This window comes from Pseudomonas sp. NFACC42-2 (assembly GCF_900116055.1).
GTDB classification, from domain to species: domain Bacteria; phylum Pseudomonadota; class Gammaproteobacteria; order Pseudomonadales; family Pseudomonadaceae; genus Aquipseudomonas; species Aquipseudomonas marginalis.
The window spans coordinates 419,286-440,249 of sequence record NZ_FOZO01000002.1; the positions used below are offsets into that span (position 1 = coordinate 419,286).

8 protein-coding genes are annotated in these 20,964 nt (G+C 64.4%); 4 read left to right on the forward strand and 4 right to left on the reverse strand.

Annotation, left to right across the window (positions count from 1 at the left end; all coding sequences use genetic code 11):
• Window positions 1-9: 9 nt before the first annotated feature.
• From BM416_RS05775 to BM416_RS05785, 3 genes are all read right to left on the reverse strand, one after another.
• Complete coding sequence (locus BM416_RS05775; RefSeq protein WP_092486449.1) at window positions 10-777, reverse strand: N-acetylmuramoyl-L-alanine amidase; 768 nt, start codon at window positions 775-777, stop codon at window positions 10-12.
• A 123-nt stretch (window positions 778-900) separates the two neighbouring features.
• Window positions 901-2,223 (reverse strand): ATP-binding protein, encoded by a 1,323-nt coding sequence (locus BM416_RS05780; protein ID WP_092486452.1) that lies wholly within the window; start codon window positions 2,221-2,223, stop codon window positions 901-903.
• The gene (locus tag BM416_RS05785; protein ID WP_027603901.1) at window positions 2,220-2,900 is read right to left on the reverse strand and encodes a response regulator; all 681 of its coding nucleotides are present in this window, start codon (window positions 2,898-2,900) and stop codon (window positions 2,220-2,222) included. The genes BM416_RS05780 and BM416_RS05785 overlap by 4 nt, the downstream gene beginning before the upstream one ends.
• Window positions 2,901-3,076: 176 nt before the next feature.
• Between BM416_RS05785 and dsbD the strand changes: the two genes are divergently transcribed.
• The 4 genes from dsbD to BM416_RS05805 all read left to right on the forward strand — a co-directional run bounded on the left by dsbD (window position 3,077) and on the right by BM416_RS05805 (window position 7,882).
• Window positions 3,077-4,804, forward strand: a complete 1,728-nt coding sequence (gene dsbD, locus BM416_RS05790; protein ID WP_092486455.1) for a protein-disulfide reductase DsbD — start codon at window positions 3,077-3,079, stop codon at window positions 4,802-4,804.
• Entirely contained in the window at window positions 4,804-5,655 is an 852-nt protein-coding gene (locus BM416_RS05795; protein WP_065927226.1) for a TlpA disulfide reductase family protein, read from the forward strand. The genes dsbD and BM416_RS05795 overlap by 1 nt, the downstream gene beginning before the upstream one ends.
• Window positions 5,631-6,392, forward strand: a complete 762-nt coding sequence (dsbG, locus tag BM416_RS05800; protein ID WP_092486458.1) for a thiol:disulfide interchange protein DsbG — start codon at window positions 5,631-5,633, stop codon at window positions 6,390-6,392. The genes BM416_RS05795 and dsbG overlap by 25 nt, the downstream gene beginning before the upstream one ends.
• Window positions 6,393-6,538: 146 nt before the next feature.
• On the forward strand, window positions 6,539-7,882 hold the full coding sequence (locus BM416_RS05805; protein ID WP_092486461.1) for a hypothetical protein: 1,344 nt from the start codon (window positions 6,539-6,541) through the stop codon (window positions 7,880-7,882).
• 155 nt (window positions 7,883-8,037) lie between these two features.
• On the opposite strand, the gene BM416_RS05810 is transcribed toward BM416_RS05805, so the two are convergent.
• Window positions 8,038-20,934, reverse strand: a complete 12,897-nt coding sequence (locus BM416_RS05810) for a non-ribosomal peptide synthetase (RefSeq protein ID WP_092486464.1) — start codon at window positions 20,932-20,934, stop codon at window positions 8,038-8,040.
• Window positions 20,935-20,964 lie beyond the last annotated feature (30 nt).

Below are 20,964 nucleotides of genomic sequence, written 5' to 3' on the forward strand. Positions count from 1 at the left end.
TGGATGAGGTCAAAGTCCGCGGTACTTTTCATTCAGGGCATACAGGATCGCGCAGGTCTCGGCATCCAACACACCACAATAATCCCGCGCCCGAAAGTGCATCTGAAACGCCCGGGTGCGCTGCTCGAACGCCTGGCGATTCTGCGCCGGCTTATAGCCATAGCGCTGAAATGCCCGCTCCACCTCCACTTCAGGCGGCAGCCCGACACAAAACCGGCGCTGGTACATGGCCCGCGTCGACTCGTCGAACCACGCCCCGACTCCCGCTTCGAACAAACCGCGCCACGGCAGGCGCGGTCCCGGGTCGCTCTTGCGCCAGTACGCCACATCCGAGTGCCCGAGGATGTCGGCCGGTCCGATCTGCGGATAACGCCCAAGGATGTCGCGAAGCAATGCAATCAACACCGCCACCTGCTCCTGGCCGTACGCGGGGAAGGTGAAGACGCCACCGTCATCCCGAGCCAGGTTGACAATCTCGATGCCGATCGCCCGACTGTTGAGGTTATCGCGCCCACCCCAGTGGCTCGCCCCGGCATGCCAGGCGCGCTGGTTTTCGTGCACCAGGCGAAACACGCGCAACTCGTCATACCCGGCGGCGCGGTAGCCGGGCTCATGGGGATCTGGCAGCAGGTAATGCGCGCTGACCCCGTTCCGGGTCAGGGTGCGCAAGGAGGAGGCGAACGGCGCCGCGGTGTAATGCAGGATCACCTGCTGCACGGGTTCGCCGTGACGTTCGTTGAAATCCCTGGCGGGGAAACTGGTATCGATGACCAACATAAGAACCGTCCTTTTCAATACAGGCCGAGTCTTTCGGCCCGTTCAAGCGCAAAAAAATTACCGCCATCCTGAAGGCTTGCACTTCAAGCGGGCGGTAATTATTTGGCTTGTGAAAAAACGCGGTCAGCGCCGCAACGGCATGCCCAGGTCAACGCGCAGGCCATCCGCCTGGCTGTCGAACGTCAACGAGCAGGAACAGCGCTGCACGATCGCCTGCACGATCGCCAGGCCCAGGCCACAACCCTCGCTGTTGCCGTTGCGCCAGAAGCGTTGGGTGAGGTATTGCAGGTCTTCGGGGGAGATCTGCTTGCCGTGGTCGCGCACGCGGAAGATCACGTGGTCGGCGGCGGTGAACACAGTGAGCTCCACCCGTGTGTCTGCAGGTGTATGGCGCAGGGCGTTGTCCAGCAGGTTGCGCAGGGCCGCGACCGCCAGGCCCACCGGCATGTCCACCGGGGTTTCGCTGAGGTTATCCGCCAGGTTCAGGTCGATACGCCCATTATCGCCGGCATTCGCATCCTGGATTGCCAGCCGCGCGACTTCCTCGGCGCTGGACTGCAAGCCATCGTCGAATGACAGGCTGCCTTCCACCCGCGCCAACAGCAGCAATTGCTCCAGGGTGCGATGCAAGCGGTCGGCGCCCTCCTCGGCATGGGCCAGGGACTGGTCGCGGGCCGCGCCCTCGGTCATGCGCGCCACTTGCAGGTGGGTCTTGATCGCCGTCAGCGGGCTGCGCAGCTCGTGGGCGGCGTCGCCGGTGAGGCGGCGTTCGCGTTCGATGGTCTTGGCGATGCGTTGCAGCAGTTGATTCTGGGTGTCGAGCAGCGGCTTGAGCTCGCTGGGCAGCGGGTGGATCTGCAACGGTTCGAGGGAATCGGCACTGCGGCGCATCAGCGCGTCACGCATGCGGTTGAGCGGCAGCAGGCTCTGGCCGATACCCAGCCACAACAGGCACAGGCAACCGAGCATCGCCACGCCCACCGGCACCGAGGCGGCGAGCAGGATCGACAGGTTCAGCGCCTCGCGCTCCACCTGGCGGTCGGCGGTAGTGATCAACAGGTCGCCACGGGACAGGGTAAAACTGCGCCAGCCCACGCCGTCGATGACCTGGTCACGAAAGCCGCTCTTGCGCGACTCCAGGCCCTCATCCGGCGTGGTGTGGCTGCGGGCGAGGATTTCCCCGCGCAAGGAGCTGACCTGGCAGGCCATGCCCCCCGGCACATTCAGTTGCTCGGCGCTGAAATGCGCGCCGCCGCTGACACTGGCCAGGCCCGGCATCTGCTCGGTCAGGCCCGCCACCATGCGCGCCGACGCCACCAGACGCTGGTCGAGGGAGAACATCATCTGGTTGCGCAGGTCGTTGAGCATCCAGGCCGCCGCCAGGGCCCAGATCAGTACAAACGCGGCGCCGAGCTTGAACGTCAGGCGCAGGCGCAGGCTTTTCACGAAACGTTCTCGCCATCGTCTGCCGGGCCGAGGCGATAACCCAGGCCGCGCACGGTCTCGACGATGCCATTGCCCAACTTGCGCCGCAGGTGATGGATATGCACGTTGAGGGCGTTGCTTTCCAGTTCATCGTTGAAGCCGTAGACGCTGTCCTTGAGTTGCTCGCTGGACAGAACCCGACCTTTGTTGTGCAGCAAGGCCTGCAACAGTGCCTGTTCACGCCGGGACAGGTCCACCGGCTGGCCGCCCAACAGGGTTTCGCGGCTGCTCGGGTCGTAGGTCAGCCGGCCGTGCTCGATCAGGTTGACGCTGCGCCCCGCCATCCGGCGCAGCAGGGTTTGCAGGCGTGCGGCCAATTCGCGCAGGTCGAAGGGTTTGAGCAGGTAGTCATCGGCACCGGCTTGCAGGCCGTCGACGCGGTTGGTCACCGAATCCCGCGCGGTGAGGATCAGCACCGGAATCTCCAGGCCCTGGCTGCGCAGCTGTTGCAGCAGCTTGAGGCCGTCTTCGTCGGGCAGGCCGAGGTCGAGCACCATGATGTCGAAGGTCGCCGCCTTGAGCATTGCGCGCGCAGCGGCGGCCGTGGCCACGCGCTCGACTGTAAAGCCCTGGGCACCGAGGCCGGCCACGATGCCGCTGGCGATCAGTTCGTCGTCTTCACAGACCAGTACGTGCATGCTGAACCCTTCATGAAAGATGGGGGGATTAAAAGTGCAGCGGATTAAGCGCAGATTATGCCGTGAAAAGATGCAAGCTCAGATAATCCCTACACTTTAGAATAGCGCCCGGTTAATCATCGGTTAATCAACGCCACACATTGTGTGCCTCACTTGCATCGAACTAAGGCTTGACCATGCGGCATCTGTTTACCTTTCTGCTGGTGTTATTCGCGGGGTTCGCCCAGGCCGCGCCGGGCAATCCGTTTGAGACCAAACCTGATTTCCTCCCGGTGGGCAAGGCTTTCACCTTTACCTCCGAACGTCTTGAAAGTGGCGAGACCCAGCTGTATTGGCAGATTGCCGACGGTTATTACCTGTACAAGCAGCGCATGAAGTTCGATGGCCTGGCCGAAAAGCCCGTGCTGCCGCAAGGCGAAGCCCATAGCGACGAGTTCTTTGGCGAGCAGGAAGTGTATCGCCAGGGCCTGGAAGTGAAGATCCCCGCCGGTGTCACCGGCCAGGTCAAGCTCGGCTGGCAGGGCTGCGCCGACGCAGGGCTGTGCTATCCGCCGCAGTCGATCAGCGTGGACCTGGGCGGCAACCCCGCCGTTGCGGCCACTGCCGAAGCCCAGGACCAGAGCCTGGCCAGCGGCCTGCAACAACGCAGCCTGGGCTGGAGCCTGCTGGTATTCTTCGGCCTGGGCCTACTGCTGGCGTTTGCCCCGTGTTCGTTGCCGATGCTGCCGATCCTCGCCGGCCTGGTGGTGGGCAGTGGCGCCAGCCCGCGTCGCGGCTTTGCCCTGGCCGGCAGCTACGTGGTGTGCATGGCGCTGGTGTATGCGGCGCTTGGCGTACTCGCCGCCCTGCTCGGCGCCAACCTCGCGGCGCTGTTGCAAACCCCGTGGATCCTCGGCAGCTTCGCCGCCTTGTTCGTGATCCTCGCCCTGCCGATGTTCGGCTTCTTCGAACTGCAACTGCCCGTGGCCTTGCGCGATCGCCTGGATAACGTCAGCCGCAACCAGAGCGGCGGCAGCCTGGTCGGCGCCGGGGTGCTCGGCGCGTTGTCCGGCCTGCTGGTGGGGCCGTGCATGACCGCGCCCCTGGCCGGTGCATTGCTGTATATCGCCCAGAGCGGCAATGCCCTGCACGGCGGCCTGATCCTGTTCGCCATGGGCATCGGCATTGGCGTGCCGCTGCTGTTGCTGGTGACCGTGGGCAACCGTTTCCTGCCCAAGCCGGGCACCTGGATGAATGTGCTCAAGGGCATCTTCGGCTTCCTGTTCCTGGCCACCGCCGTGCTGATGATTCGCCCGGTGATCGACGAAAGCCTGTGGCTCGGCCTGTGGGGCGTGCTGGCCATGTCCATGGCCTATTGCGGCTGGCGCCTGGCCCAGGATTTCGGGCGGGTCGCCATGCTGTTCGGCGCCGGTTCCGTGGTCGTGGGGGTGTGGGGCGGCCTGCTGCTGGTGGGTGCGGCGGGTGGCAGCGATGACCTGTGGCAACCGTTGAAGGTCTACAGCGGCTCGCGGACCACTGCCGCACCCAGCGCCCACGAAGCCTTCATGACCATCAATGACCCCGGCGTGCTGCAAGGCCAGCTCGACAGCGCCAAGGCCCAGGGCCAATGGGTGCTGCTGGACTACTACGCCGACTGGTGCGTGTCGTGCAAGATCATGGAAAAACAGGTGTTCGGCAAACCCGAAGTGCTCGACGCGCTGAAGGATGTACGCCTGCTGCGCCTCGACGTCACCGCCGACAACGCCGCCAGCCGCGCACTGCTGGGCCGTTACCAGGTGCCGGGGCCGCCCAGCTTCGTGTGGATCGGCCCTGATGGTGAGGAACGCCGCGCCCAGCGCATCACCGGCGAAGTGGATGCCGCCGCTTTCCTGCAACGCTGGACTCAAGCCCGGGACGCCCTCTGATGCTGACCCTGACCATCGGCACCTTCGCCATCGCCCTGAATCACATCCTGCTGATCAGCGCGTTGATTCTCGCCACCCTGGTGGGTTGGCGCGTGGCCAAGCGTGGCGGTGAAAATCCGGAATCGGTGCTGTTCAGCCTGTTCCTGCTGGGCATGCTGGCGGCCCGCGTCAGCTTCGTGCTGATGTACTGGAGTTACTACAGCAATGACTGGCTGCAGATGGTCGACCTGCGCGACGGCGGTTTTCTCGCCTGGCCCGGTATCGTCGCCCTGATCCTCGGTGCACTGCTCTATGGCTGGCGTCGCCCGGCGCTGCGCAAGCCCCTGAGTGCCGGGGTCATCACCGGGCTGGTGTTCTGGGGCATGACCAGCCTGTCCTTGAGCGTGTATGAAAAAGGCACACGCCTGCCGGACATCACCTTGCGCAACGCCAATGGCGAAGTGGTGCAACTGGCGGATTACCAAGGCGGTCCGCTGGTGATCAACCTGTGGGCCACCTGGTGCCCGCCGTGCCGCCGCGAAATGCCGGTGCTGGAAAACGCCCAGCGCATGCGCCCCGACGTGACCTTCCTGTTCGTCAACCAGGCCGAAAGCATGCAAAGCGTCAGCACCTTCCTCGCCACCCAGGGCCTGACCCTCGACAACGTGTTGTTCGACGCCAGCGGCCGCCTCGGCCAGGCCGTGGGCTCCATGGCCTTGCCTACCACGCTGTTCTACCAAGCCGACGGGCGCCTGATCAACAGCCACCTGGGCGAGTTATCCCAGGCCAGCCTGGCCCGTGCCATGGAACCCTTCGACACCGCCCCTGCCGCCACAAGGAAACCGACATGCCTCGCCTCCGCCACCTGCTGACCCTGCTGCCGCTGACGCTGGCGGCCACCCTGGCCCAGGCCGAAGACTGGCCGGCACCGATCAAACAGATCGAGGCCAAGGGCGCCAAAATCCTCGGCAAGTTCGACGCCCCCAGCGGCCTCACCGGCTACGCCGCGCAGTACCAGAACCGCGGCATGGCGCTGTACCTGACCGCCGACGGCAAGAGCGTAATCGCCGGCAACCTGTACGACGCCCAGGGCAATGACCTGAGCAGCGCGCCCCTGGAAAAACTGGTGTACGCGCCGATGGCCAAGGAAGTCTGGGCCAAGATGGAAAAAAGCAGCTGGATCCAGGACGGCGACGTTAAGGCACCGCGCATCGTCTACCTGTTCAGCGACCCCAACTGCCCGTACTGCAATATGTTCTGGGAACAGGCGCGGCCATGGGTAAAAGCCGGCAAGGTGCAGTTGCGCCACATCATGGTCGGCATCATCCGCGAAGACAGCGCCGCCAAGTCGGCCGCCCTGTTCGCCGCCAAGGACCCGCAAAAGGCCCTGGAAGAACACGAAGCCGCCGGCAAGGGCAGCAAATTGCAGGCGCTGGCCAAGATCCCGGCGGACATCGAAGCCAAGCTCGATGCCAATATGAAGTTGATGGATGAGCTGGAACTGTCGGCGACGCCGGCGATTTTCTACCTGGATGACAAGGGCGGCTTGCAGCAACAGCAAGGGGCGCCGTCGCCGGAGAAGTTGGGGAAGATTATGGGGCCTAAATAAGCGCCTATCACGCCAGTTTACTCAGCGAGCAACCGCTGGTCAGAAGATGTAGATTTTTCGCCCTCCACTGTCAAGTCTGACAGTAGACCAGCACTTTTTTCAGGCATTGAATCGTTGGGGCAAGTCGAGCGCTAGAGCCTTTGCCAATGATTGAATACCTTGAAGGAGTGCTGATTATGAGCAGTGGAAAAGCGAAAAAAACAACCGGTACGGCTACTGATGATTTTCTACCCTACCCGATCATCGGAAATACCCAAAACAACAGCCTGCTGTACCCCCTCGATGCGGCTGATGGAACGACCGCAACGATTACTGTCGCCGGAATGGACCACTCACCCATAACGCTGTTTTGGGCCATCAAGGATCACGAGGATCCCGCGTTCACACCCATTGAATGGCCCGGTAGTCCTACCGGGACTGCCCGTATTCCAATTCCATGGCAATGGGTAAGCCTGAGCGTTGGGCATACCGTACTGATTTATTACACTGCCATGGTTGCGGGGGAACTTAAAAAGTCTCACGTGTTGGAGTTGCAAGTGCAACATATCAGGGAAGCGGATTTACACGATTCGCTACCGGTGGTGCTCGAAGCCACGGGCAATCCAAACGACCGGACCCTGGATATGCATACCTTCGAGGGGGACGCGACGCTCCAGATCCAAGCGTGGCCTTTGATTCAGGAAGGTCAACGCCTGTATGTCAACGTTGCCGGAGATCAGCACAAGCCTGAATACCAATACTCGTGGGTTGCCCAAGGCTATATTGTCAACGCCTCGGAAGCCCATGCCGGTCATGTCTTTACATTCAAGATTCCGCGAGGGTGGATGGCCAGACGTGAAGATTATTCGGCGCTGACGTTTCATGTCGGCGTCATATTCGCCGGCTCCGAACCGCAGCCCCCCGCGCCGGTGCCCGATCCCGCCTATGGTTCTCATCTTCCAGAAAACGCGCATGAAATTACCCCTCGCATTACCGTCAGGCTACGGGTCGACCCGACCATAGAACCTATCGTCGAAAGCGATGATTTCAATAACTACCTGACGCAGCAGTTCCTGCGCGTCGGGAGCAGTATCCATACCCGACTGATGAGGCTTGAGTTACCGTTGGGCTCCTATCATGGTATCGGTCTTCATGTGGTCAGGGGAGCAGGAGAGACGGTGCCGGGAATGGTCACTGGAATGTCATTGGCCTTGCGTTGTGGCCACTCGCCAACCGAACAAAGTCAGTATGTGTTTATGCATCTGAAGTGGAAATGCAAGCGGCTGCGCTTTGCTTACTCCTCCACTCAGATTCACCGCCTGTCAGCAACTTTCTACAATGAATACGATAACGAACTGCACCATGTTGCCGTCACTGCGCCCGGCTGGGTCGAGTTCGCCGCCGCCGGGAATGAGTACATTACAAAAGTCAAACTAGTGAGCAGCCATCACGGATGCGTTGACTCATTGACGATCTGGCATGAGGGAGACGAAACCAAAGAACCACGCTGAGTGCTCACTAAGCACCGGATGGCCGAAGCTCGGCCCTGTCTGCTATCCGGTGACTTACAGGCTTCGGGTGGAACGTGCTTTCGCAGGCCCACCGTCACCCGGGTCCGTGACAGCGCAAGCACGCCCTGGCAGTTAAGCGATGTAAGCGCCAGACCTCATAACCCCTCCAACTCCGCCATCAAATCACTCAACCGATCCACCTTCTCCGCACTGATTTCATTGGCCGCCAGCCCCTCGATGTACTCGGCCAACTCCGCCACCGTGCTGCATTCGAACATCGCTCGCAGCGGCACATCCCGCTGCAGGGTCTTCTGCACGCGCGAGGCAATCTGCGTGGCCAGCAACGAGTGGCCGCCCAGTTCGAAGAAGTTGTCCTGTACCCCTACCCGTTCGACTTTGAGCACCTCGGCCCAGATCGCGGCCAAGGTGTTTTCCAGTTCGTTGCGCGGCGCCAGGTAGTCCTGGCTGTGCAACTGGCCGATCTCCAGTTCCGGCAGGGCCTTGCGGTCGAGTTTGCCGTTGGCGTTGAGCGGCAGGCGCTCGAGCCATAACCAGTGCAACGGCACCATGTATTCCGGCAGTTCGGCACGCAGGCGTTGCTTGATGCGGTCCAGGCGTTCGCTTGAACTCAGTGCTTCATCGGCCGCCACCAGGTAGCCGACCAGATGCTTGCCGTTGACGCCGTCCTGCACGCCCACTGCCGCGTCGCGCACTTGCGGTTGTTCATGCAGGCGCGCTTCGATTTCACCCAGCTCGATGCGGTAGCCGCGAATCTTCACCTGATGGTCGATACGCCCGACGTACTCCAGCACACCATCGCTGCGCCGCCGTGCGAGGTCGCCGGTGCGGTACAGGCGCTCGCCCGGTGCACCGAACGGGTTGGGCACAAACACCTGGGCGGTGCGCAGCGGATCGCTGACATACCCGCGGCCCACCCCGGTGCCGGCCACGCACAGCTCACCGACCGCCCCCTGAGGCACCAATTCCAGCGCGCCATCCACCACGTACAAACGGTTATTGTCCGTCGGCGTACCAATCGGCAGGTAAGTGCCACGGGTGGACGCCAGGTCCACGCGGAAGAACGCCACATCGTCCGAACATTCCGCCGGGCCGTAGGCGTTGACCAGGCCGATCTCCGGGTAACGCAACAACCACTGGTGCGCCAGCTCCGGCGGCATCGCTTCACCGGTCGGCAGCATCCAGCGCAAACCGTCCAGGCTGATGCGATCCTGGGCCAGCATGCCCTGGATCAACGACGGCACGCTTTCCAACACCGTGATGCCGTGTGCCTGCACATGGGCCAGCAAGCCCTGCGGATCGTGGGCGATGCTGTTCGGCACGATATCCACCCGTGCGCCGAACAGCGGCGCGGCGAGGAATTGCCACACGGAAATATCGAAGCTTTGCGAGGCGGTCTGGGCGATCACATCCGCTGGCGTCAGGTCCATATACGGCACCTTGCTCAATTGGTTGTTGAGCATGCCGCGCTGTTCGACCATCACGCCTTTGGGCAAGCCGGTGGAGCCCGAGGTGTAGATCACGTAGGCAAGGTTGTCCGGGCCGCTGTAGATGCCCGGATTTTCCCCACGGGCAGGCACGTCCTCCCAGACCAGCAACTGGCAGTCGACGCCGTCCAGCAGCTCGATGGCCTGCTCGCGGCACGCCTCGGTGCAGACCAGCAACGGTGTGCGACTCAGGTCGATGATGCGGCTCAGGCGCTGGCTCGGCAGGCCCGGGTCCAACGGCAGGTAACCGGCACCGGCCTTGAAGCTGCCGATGATCATGCCCAGCAGGTCGAGGTTACGCTCGGCCAGCAACGCCACCGGTTGGTCCAGGCCGACACCCGCCGCAATCAATGCATGACCCAGGCCGTTACTGCGCCGGTTCAGCTCGTCATAGGACCATTGCCGGCCCAGGCAACGGGCGGCGATGCGCTGCGGATGCGCGCTCACCTGGGCTTCGAACAACTCGATATAGCTGCGTTCCAGCGGGTAGGCATGTTCGCTCTGGTTGCAGCCGTCCAACAGGAACGCACGTTCCTGTTCGCCCATCAGTGGCAGGTCGGCCATGTCGCCATGGAAGCCCTGCACCAGCGCCAGCAGCAGGCGCTTGAATTCACCCAGCATGCCCTGCACGGTGGTTTCATCGAAGTAACGCTGGTCGTAGGACAGGTGCAGGCCGAGGTCATCCCCCGGGTAGCACACGGCGGTCAGCGGGAAATTAGTGTGGGTGCGGCCGGAATCCGAGGTGGCATTCAGGCTGTGGGCGCGGTCCAGCACCGAGACTTCCACCGGGGCGTTTTCGAACACGAACAGGCTGTCGAACAGCGGCTGGCCCTTGGGCAGTTCGCTGTGTTCCTGGATCGTCACCAGCGGCAGGTATTCGTACTCGCGCAGTTGCATATTGCTGTCGAGCAACGCGTTCAACCACTGGCGTACGCTGCAACGCTGGTCGTCTTCGGGCAGCTTCACCCGCAGCGCGATGCTGTTGATAAACAGGCCGACGGTGCGTTGCATCTCGGGCATTTCCACCGGGCGCCCGGCCACGGTGACGCCGAACAGCACGTCACGCTCGCCGCTCAAGCGTCGCAGCACCAAGGCCCAGGCCGCCTGGGCAAAGGTGTTGACGGTGAGTTGATGGGCCTGGGCCAGTTCGCGCAGTTGCGCACCGTCACGGGCGTCGAGGCGGGTGTAGCAGTCACCCACCACCATGCCGCCACTGTGGCCGGCATGTTCGCGCAGGAACGGCCGGTCGCTCGGGATCGGCGTGGTGCGCTCGAACCCTTGCAGGTTCTGCTGCCACCACTGGCGTGCTTCGGCCAGGTTCTGGCGTTGCAGCCAGGCGATGTAGTCGCGGTAGCGCGGCGGCGTGGCCAGCTGCGCCTCACGGCCTTCGCCAAGGGCCATGTAGATATCGAAGAAGTCATTCATCAGCAGCGAACGGCACCAGGCATCGATCAGGATGTGGTGGTTGCTCATCATGAACCAGTAGCGCGCTTCGCCGACGCGGATCAGGCGCAGGTGGAACGGCGCCTGGTTGAGCAGATCGAAACCGGCTTCGCGCTCGGCCTTGAGCAGCGCTTGCAGGCGCGGTTCCTGTTCGCTTTCCTGGTCGGCACTCCAGTCCAGGTACTCGATCGGCGTGCTGCCCGGCTTGTGGATCACTTGCAGCATGTCCTCGCCGACGTTCCAGCAGAACGAGGCGCGCAAGGCTTCGTGGCGGGCGATCACCGCTTGCCAGGCCTGGGCGAAACGCTCGGGGTCGAGGGCACTGTTGATGCGGTAGCGGTCCTGCATGTAGTAGAGGCCGGTGCCCGGTTCCAGCAGGGTGTGCAGCAGCAGGCCCTCTTGCATCGGGGTCAGCGGGTACACGTCTTCGATGGCGCTGGCCGGTACCGGCAAGGCATCCAGTTGCGGCTGGGTCAGGCGGGCCAGGGGGAAGTCGGACGGCGTGAGGCCGCCGGCGTTGTCCTCCAGGCAATGGGCGACCAACGCTTGCAGTTCGGCCAGGTAGGCCTGCGCCAGGTCCTGGATGGTCTGTGGGTCGTGGCGTTCGCGGCTGAAGGTCCAGCGCAGCAGCAGTTCGCCGCCGTACACCTGGCTGTCCACGCTCAGCTCGTTGGGCAGCGGTGCGTCCGGGTCATGGGCCAGGCCCGCCGATTCGTCCAGCGGATGGAACAGTGCATCGGCGCCGAAGCTCTGGTCGAACTGGCCGAGGTAGTTGAAGGTGATCTGCGCGCTTGGCAGCGCGGCCAGGCTTTGTTTGCACGCGTCGTCCGCCAGGTAGCGCAGCACGCCATAGCCCAAACCTTTATGGGGCACAGCACGCAGCTGTTCCTTGATCGCCTTGATCGAGTCGCCCTGCCCAGCGTGCGGGGTCAAGCGCAGCGGGTAAGCGCTGGTGAACCAGCCGACGCTGCGGGTCAGGTCGACTTCATCGAACAGGCTTTCGCGGCCATGGCCTTCCAGTTGGATCAGCGCCGAGGCGTGCCCAGTCCAGCGGCACAACACACGGGCCAAGGCAGTCAGCAGCAGGTCGTTGACCTGGGTGCGGTAGGCGCTCGGTGCCTGTTGCAGCAACTGGCGAGTGTGTTCGGCATCCAGGCGCACGCTGACCGTATCGGCATCGCGATTGCGCCGCGAACCGTGCGGGCGGGCCACGGGCAATGCCGCGTCAGGGCCGGCCAACCGGTCCTGCCACAGGCTCAACTCTTCACGCAGGGATTCGCTGCCGGCATACGCCTGCAAGCGCGCGGCCCAATCGCGCAGGGCGCTGGTCTTGGCCGGCAGGCTGACGGACTGGCCGTCGCTGAGCTGGCGGTAAACGTTTTGCAGGTCTTCGAGCAACACGCGCCACGACACACCGTCCACCACCAAGTGATGGATCGCGATCAGCAAGCGTTGCTGACCTTGCGGCCCATCCACCAGCAAGGCGCGCAACAGCGGGCCGTGTTCCAGGTCGAGGCTGCGCTGGGTGTCGGTGAACAGCGCGGTGCACTGCGCCATATCGCGCACTTGCGCCTGCATCAGCACGCCGCCCTGGGGCACGGCCAAGTGTTCGGCATGCCATTGCGCATCGCGCCGGGTAAAGCTCAGGCGCAGGGCGTCGTGGTGTTCGAGTACCGCCAGCAGCGCTTGCTCCAGGCGATGAGGGTCGAGCAGTTGCAGCGGTTTGAGCACCAGCGCCTGGTTCCAGTGCTGACGCGCAGGAATATCGGTGTCGAAGAACCAGTGCTGGATCGGCGTGAGGCCCGAGCGGCCGGTGAGCACACCTTGCTCAGCGATGACCTGCTCGGCGCGCGTGGCGACCGCAGCCAGGGTTTGCACGGTCTGGTGCTGGAACAGGTCACGAGGGCTGAAATGAATCCCCGCCTGCCGTGCGCGGCTGACCACCTGGATCGACAGGATCGAATCACCGCCCAGTTCAAAGAAGTTATCGTCGAGGCCGACCTGCTGCACGTTCAACACCGCGCACCAGATCGCCGCCAAGGTGCTTTCCAGCTCGTTGCGCGGCGCCACGTAGTGTTGGCGATTGGCCTCGGGGTCGGGTTGCGGCAAGGCGCGGCGGTCGAGCTTGCCGTTGGCGGTCAGCGGCATGCTGTCGAGTACGATCAGGTGCGCGGGCACCATGTAGTCCGGCAGTTGTGCCTTGAGATGGGCCTTGAGCGCGTCACGCAAGGTGCCGTGGTCGGCGTCGCTGACCAGGTACGCCACCAGCTGTTTGCCACTCGACGAATCCAGCGCCAGCACCACCGCTTCACGTACGGCGGCGTGCTCCAGCAGGCGGGTTTCGATCTCGCCCAGCTCGATCCGAAAACCGCGAATCTTCACCTGATGGTCGATACGCCCCAGGTACTCCACCAGGCCATCGGCGCGCTGGCGCACTAGGTCGCCGGTGCGATACAGACGACCGCCAGCGGCGGCAAACGGGTCGGCGACAAACCGCTCGGCCGTCATCCCCGGACGTTCGTGGTAACCCTGGGCCAGACCGGCGCCGCCGACATACAACTCGCCGGTCGCGCCTTGAGGCACCAGTGCCAGGTCGGCGTCGAGAATGTAGGCCACACGGTCGCCGATGATGCTGCCGATCGGCACACTGGCGGCGCCCTCCTCCAGTTGCCGGGGCGCGAGGCTGGCCAGGGGCATGACCACGGTTTCGGTCGGCCCATAGGCATTGAAAAATACCTCGGGCTGGAACGCCGCACGGATACGCTGCAGGTGTTCGCCGGTCAGCGCTTCGCCGCCGGTGATGCACATGCGCACCGGCAAGGTCTGGTGCTGGGTCGCCAGCCACTGCGCCAACTGGCTGCCGTAGCTCGGGGTAAAACCGAGGATGTTGATGCCATGGGTACGGATCAGCCCGCAGATTTCCTCGGCATCCCACTGGCCCTGGGCGCGCAGGACCACCTGGGCACCGCTGAGCAGCGGCACCAGCAGACGCTCGGTGGCGGCGTCGAAGTTGATCGAATAGAAATGCAGCTCGCAATCGTCCGGGCGCATGCCGAAGCGCTCGATCACGGCCTGGCAATGCATGGCGATTTCACCGTGGGACACCACCACGCCCTTGGGTTTACCGGTGGAACCGGAGGTGTAGATCAGGTAGGCCTGATGTTGCGGCAAACTGATAAACGGCAGCTCGCCGGCCGGGTAATTGGCCAGCACCGGCAAGTCATCTTCCAGGCACCAGCAGGCCACGCTCGCCGGCAACTCGCCAAGGGCGTCGAACATCGCCGCATCGCTGAGCAACAGGCCGATGCCGCTGTCTTCGATCATGTAGTGCAGGCGGTCCAGCGGGTATTCCGGGTCCAGCGGCACATAGGCGCCACCGGCCTTGAGGATCGCCAGCAGGCCGATGACCATTTCCAGCGAGCGCGGCAGCGCCAGGCCGACCCGCACCTGCGGGCCCACGCCGCGCTCGCGCAGCATCCAGGCCAGGCGGTTGGCGCGGGCGTCGAGTTCAGCGTAGGTGAGGGTCACACCGGCAAAGGTCAGTGCCGGGGCATCGCCACGCTTGAGCGCCTGCTGGCTGAACAGTTGCTGGAGGCACTGGTCAAGACGATGCTCGCCCGCCTCCACGCCCAGGCTGTCCTGCAACGCACGTTGCTCGGTGGCGCTCAGCAATGGCAATTCGCTGAGGCGTTGTTGCGGGTTGGCAATCAACGCTTCGAGCAGGTTGCGCCAATGCTCGGCCATGCGCGCGATGCGCGGTTCATCGAACAAATCGGTGCTGTAGGTCAGGCAGCAACCCAGGCGGTGGTCGAGGTCGGTGACTTCCAGGTTGAGGTCGAACTTGGTCGCGCGGGCATCGTTGGCCAGGTATTCGACGGTCATGCCAGCCAGTTGGCGGCTCTGCTGGAATTCCCAGCGCTGCACGTTGCACATCACCTGGAACAATGGGTTGTACGCCGCGCTGCGCGGCGGTTGCAGGGCTTCCACCAGGTGGTCGAACGGCAGGTCCTGATGGGACTGGCCTTCGATCACGGTGTGACGGACCTGCTCGAACAGCTCCGCGACACTCATCTGCCCCGTGAGCTGGCAACGCAGCACCTGGGTGTTGAGGAACGCGCCGATCAGCCCTTCGCTTTCCGGGCGAATGCGGTTGGCCACCGGCGCGCCGATGCGCAGGTCGGTCTGGCCGCTGTAGCGGTAGAGCAGCACGGCCAGGGTGGCGGTCATGGTAATGAACAGGGTCAGGCCACGTTCGGCGTTGAAGGCACGCACACGGGCGGCGAGATCGTCGCTGAGGTCGAAGCGGTACAGCTCGCCCCGGTGACTTTGCACCGGTGGCCGTGGGCGGTCGCCGGGCAATTCGAGCAGTGGATGTTCGTTGCCCAGTTGCGCGGTCCAGTAGTCCAATTGGCGTTGGCGTTCGCCGGACTCCAGCCACTGGCGTTGCCACACGCTGTAGTCCAGGTACTGCACCGGCAACGGTGCCAGCGGCGACAGGCGCTCATCGATAAAGGCTTCGTACAGCGCGCTGAGTTCACGGGCAAAGATGTCCATGGCCCAGCCTTCGGTGACGATATGGTGCAGGGTCAGCACCAGGTAGTGCTCCCGCTCACCGGCCTTGACCAGGCACGCGCGCAGCAGCGGCCCGGTTTCCAGGTTGAACGGAGTGTGGGCCTCGTGGTCGGCCAGTCGCTGCAAACGCTGCTCGCGCTCGCCTTCGTTCAACGCCGACATATCCTGCCAGTCCATGCGCAGGCCGGTCTGCGCCGACACCTTTTGATAGGCCACGCCGTCGACACTCGGGAAAGTGGTGCGCAGGGTTTCGTGGCGCATGATCAAGGCCTGCAACGCCGCCTCGAAACGCCCCACATCCAGCACGCCACGCAGGCGCGCCATGCCGCCGACGTTGTAGGCCGGGCTGTCCGGTTCCATCTGCCAGAGGAACCACATGCGCTGCTGGGAATACGACAACGGCACCGGCAGGCTGCGGTCGACGGTGGCGATTGCGGTTTGCTGGTTGCGTTGGCCACTGGCCTGGATCAGGCTGACTTGCTCGGCAAACGCCCCCAGCTCGCTGGCCTCGAACAAGGTGCGCAACGGCAACTCGACGTCGCAGGCCTGGCGGGTGCGGGAGATGATTTGCGTGGCCAGCAACGAGTGGCCGCCGAGGGCGAAAAAGTCATCGCGCAGGCCGATTTTCGGCACGCCGAGCACTTCGCGCCAGATCGCTGCAATTTGCTGCTGCAACGGTGTTTCGGGCTCGATGTGTTCGCGGGTTTGCCACACCGGCGCCGGCAATGCGCGACGGTCGAGCTTGCCGCTGGGGCTCAGGGGCATCGCGTCCAGGCGCATCAGTTGCGCGGGCACCATGTACTCCGGCAGCTCGGCGGCCAGGGCGGCTTTGATGTCCTGTTCGTCCAGGGGGGCATGGGCGGTGTAGTAACCGATCAACTGCGCATCGCGCACCAGCACCACGGCCTGGGCGATACCGTCCAGGGCCAGCAGGCGCGCTTCGATCTCTTCCGGTTCCACCCGAAAGCCGCGCAGCTTGACCTGCTGATCGAGACGACCGAGGTATTCGAGCACGCCATCCGCACTCCAGCGTGCACGGTCACCGCTGCGATACAGGCGTGCGCCCGCCTCGCCCAGCGGGTCGGCGACAAAGCGCTCGGCGGTCAAGCCGGCACGCCCAAGGTAGCCACGGGCCAGGCCGATGCCACCGATGCACAGTTCACCCGGCACACCGGCCGGCAAGGGGTTGAGCTGCTCGTCCAGCACGCGGCAGATCACATTGCCCAGCGGCCGGCCAATCGGCGAGCGCTCGCCATCCTCGGCGCGGCACTGCCAGTGGGTGACGTTGATCGCGGTCTCGGTCGGGCCATAGCGGTTGTGCAATTGCACCGTCGGCAACTGCGCCAATACGCGATTGCGCAACTCGGCGGGCAAGGCTTCGCCACCGGAGAACAGGCGACGCAGGCTGGTGCACTCGGGCACCAGCGGTTCGTCGATAAACAGCTGCAACAGCGGCGGTACGAAGTGCAGCGTGGTCACGCCGTACGCCTGCACCAACTGCGCGATGCGGTGCGGGTCACGATGTTCGCCAGGGCCGGCCAGCACCAGGCGGCAGCCGGTGATCAGCGGCCAGAAGCACTCCCACACCGACACGTCGAAACTGATCGGCGCCTTTTGCATCAGCACGTCGCTGTCATTGAGTTGATAGGTGGCCTGCATCCACTGCAAGCGCTCGGCCAGGGCCGCATGGGTATTACCGACGCCCTTGGGCTGGCCGGTGGAGCCGGAGGTGTAGATCACATAGGCGAGGTTGTCGCCATCGAGGTGCAGGCCGGGCGGCTGGGTCGGCCAGCTGTCGAGGTGCAGACTGTCCATGGCAATCACGCACACGCCTTCGGCATTCGGCACGCGGTCCAGCAATGCGGTCTGGGTCAACAGCAGGTGCACGCCGCTGTCCTTGAGCATGTAGGCCAGGCGCTCGGCGGGGTAATCCGGGTCCAGCGGCACATAGGCACCACCGGCCTTGATGATCGCCAGCAGGCCCACCAGCAACTGCGGCGAACGTTCGGCGGCGATGGCTACGCACACGTCCGGGCCGACACCTTTGTCACGCAGGTAATGGGCCAGGCGGTTGGCCTGGGTGTGCAGTTGGGCGAAGGTCAGGCTGCCGTCCTGCCAGACCAGTGCGGTGTTGTCCGAGGTGTGTTGGTTGAGCAGTTCGGGCAGCCATTGTCGAGCGGGCGCGCACGGTGCCTGGCTCCACGCTTGCTGTTCGTCCTGCTGCATCAGCTTGAGGTCGCCGAGGGCGAGTTGCGGTTGCTCGCACACAGCCTGCAGCAGGTGGATGTAGTGCTCGGCCAGGCGCTGGATGGTCGTGCTGTCGAACAGTTCATCGGCGTAGTCGAAGGACAGGCTCAGGCGCCCGTTGCGGTCTTCTTCGCTGTGCAGCTGGAGGTCGAACTTGGCTTCGCGGCTGTGCCAGGGCAGCTCATCGGCAAGCATGCCCGGCAGGCGGCGCAAGGCGCTGAGGTCGCGCTGCTGGTGGTTGAACATGACCTGGAACAGGCCCTGTTCGCGGGCTTGCGGGAAGGCTTCCAACAGTTGCTCGAACGGCAGGTCCTGATGGGCCTGGGCGCCCAATGCAGTGTGGCGGGTGGCGGCCAGCAGCTCATTGAAAGGCAGGCGCCCGTCCAGCTCGGCACGCAGCACCAGGGTGTTGATAAAGAAGCCGATCAGGCCTTGGGTTTCCTGGCGCGGGCGGTTGGCGTTGGGCACGCCGATGCGGATATCGCGCTGGCCGCTGTAGCGGTAGAGCAAGGTCTGGAACGCCGCCAGCAACAGCATGAACGGCGTGGATTCGTGGGCCTGGGCGGTCTGGCGAATCGCCTCGCTGAGGCTGACACTCAGGCGCACACTATGGCGCGATGCGCTGTGGCGTTGCCGGGCTGCACGCGGGTGGTCGGTGGCCAGGCTCAGGGTCGGGTGCTCGTCGCCCAACTGCGCTTTCCAGTACGCCAGTTGGCGCTGGCCTTCACCGTCGGCCAGCCACTGGCGCTGCCAGCTGCCGTAGTCGGCGTACTGCAAGGCCAGTGGCGGCAACGCCAGGGCCTGGCCCTGGCTTGCGGCGGCGTACAGGCGCGAGAACTCGTCGATGAGGATATTCAACGACCAGCCATCGGCGATGATGTGGTGCAGGGTCACCAGCAACTGGTGATCGTCTTCGTCCAGGCGCACCAGGGTCACCCACAGCAGCGGGCCTTTTTCCAAGTCGAACAGGGTGCGGGCTTCGTCCTCACGGATCTGTTGTGCGCGGGCTTCACGCTCGGCGACAGGCAAGTCGCTGAGATCGATGACCTGCAGGTCGAAATCACTGTTGGCCTCCACACGCTGGAAGCCCTGCCCATCGCGCTCATAGAAGCGGGTGCGCAGGGCTTCGTGGCGCTGGATCAGGTGCTGGAAGCTCGAGCGCAGCGCGTCTTCATCCAGTTCGCCACGCAGACGCAGGGCGCCGGGGATGGTGTAGGCGCTGCTTTGCGGGTCCAGTTGCCAGGTGATCCACAGGCGGTTTTGGGCCAGGGATTGGGGCAGTTCATCCTGGCGCGACAACGGGCGGATCGCACCTTGGGCAATGCCGCCGTCCTGTTGCAGTTGCGCCACGCCGGCGGCGAACCCGGACAGCGTCGGCGCCTCGAACAGCAGGCGCAGGTTCAGCTCCAGGCCGAGGGTTTCCCGCAGGCGCGCCACCACCTGAGTGGCGGTGATGGAGTTGCCGCCGAGCAGGAAGAAGTGGTCGTCGGCCGCCACCGTGGCGACCTGCAACTGCTCGCACCAGATCGCGGCGATCCGGCTTTGCAGTTCGGATTCCAGCGCAACAGCGCTCGCCTGGGCATGCAGATCGGGGAACTGCGCGTAGCAGTCGAGGCTGCCGTCGGCCTGCCGAAGCGCGCACGCCGCACGCTGCACCTTGCCGCTGGAGGTCTTGGGCAAGCCGCCGGGATTGAGCAATACCACCACGCACGGCGCCTCTTGATAGGCCTCGGCCACGGCTTGGCGGATGGCTTTGATCAGCGCTTCAGGCGGCAGGATCTTCTGCACGCTGCGGCTGATCTCTGCGGCGATGCCGACGCCTTCCAGGCCGTTGTCATTCACCGCAAACGCCGCGACCCGGCCCTTGCGCACCACTTCCACTTCGCGCTCGATGGTCTGTTCGATGTCCTGGGGGTACAGGTTATGGCCGCGCACGATCAGCAGGTCTTTCAGGCGACCGGTGATGTACACCTCGCCCTCGCGGATAAAGCCCAGGTCACCGGTGCGCAGCCAGGTGCGGCCGGCATGCTGCACGAAGGTCTTGGCGCTGGCCTCCGGGTTGCGCCAGTAGCCGTGGGCGATGCTCGGGCCGCTGGCCCAGAGTTCGCCGACGCAGTTGTCGGCCAGCTCGCTCAGTGTGTGCGGGTCGGCGATCAGCACCGCGTGTTCCGGCTGGGAGGTGCCGCAACTCATGATCGCACTGCCCTGCCCCGGCTCGGCGCGGTTGGCGGCCAGGGCCTGCTCGTCGACGCGCAGCGCCGGGATGCCATGGCCACGCCGGCCGCCGGCGACAAACAGGGTGGCTTCGGCCAGGCCGTAGGAGGCGAAAAAACTATCCGAGGTAAACCCGCAGGCGGCGAACTTCTCGGCGAAGCGCTCGAGGGTGTCGAGGCGGATCGGTTCGGAGCCGGAATAGGCCACGCGCCAGTTGCTCAAGTCCAGGCGTTCCAGGGCCGACTCACTGACCCGCTCGCTGCACAGGCGGTAGGCGAAATCCGGCCCGCCGCTGATGGTGCCGCGGTATTCGCTGATCGCTTCAAGCCAGCGCAATGGCCGGCCGAGGAAATAGGCCGGCGACATCAACACGCACGGCACGCCGCTGAAAATCGGTTGCAGCAGGCCGCCGATCAGGCCCATGTCGTGGTACAGCGGCAGCCAGCTGACGATCACGTCGTCAGGGTTCAGGTCGATGCCAAAGCCGCGCCGGATCAGCACTTCGTTGGCCACCAGGTTGCCGTGGCTGACTTGCACGCCCTTGGGCAACGCGGTGGAGCCGGAGGTGTATTGCAGGAAGGCGATATCGTCGGGGTGCAGGTCGGGGGCATTCCAGGCGCTGGCGACCTGTGCGTCGAGGGTGTCGACACTCAGCACCGGCGGCGCGTTTTCGATCTGCGCGAGGCCATCGGCCAGGCTGGCGATGGTCAGCAGCAGGCGCGGTTCGGCGTCACCGATAATCGACAGCAAACGCTCCTGGTGATGACGGCGGGTGGATTCCGGCGGGTAGGCCGGCACCGCGATCACCCCGGCGTACAGGCAGCCGAAGAACGCCGCGACGTAGTCCGGGCCACTGGGGAACAGCAGCACCGCACGGTCGCCCTGTGCCGCATTGGCCTGGAGGGCGGCGGCGATGGTGCGGGCGCGTTGGTCCAGGTCACGGTAACTGAGTACCACGTTGTGCTCGGCCGACTCGGCGAGGAAACGCAGGGCGACCTGGTCCGGGGCCAGGGCGGCGCGACGTTGAAGGGACTCGACCAGGGTGCGGGGAAGTTCGAAGGCGTCCATCATGGGGTTCCTGCCTGAAATCGGCTTACGGGA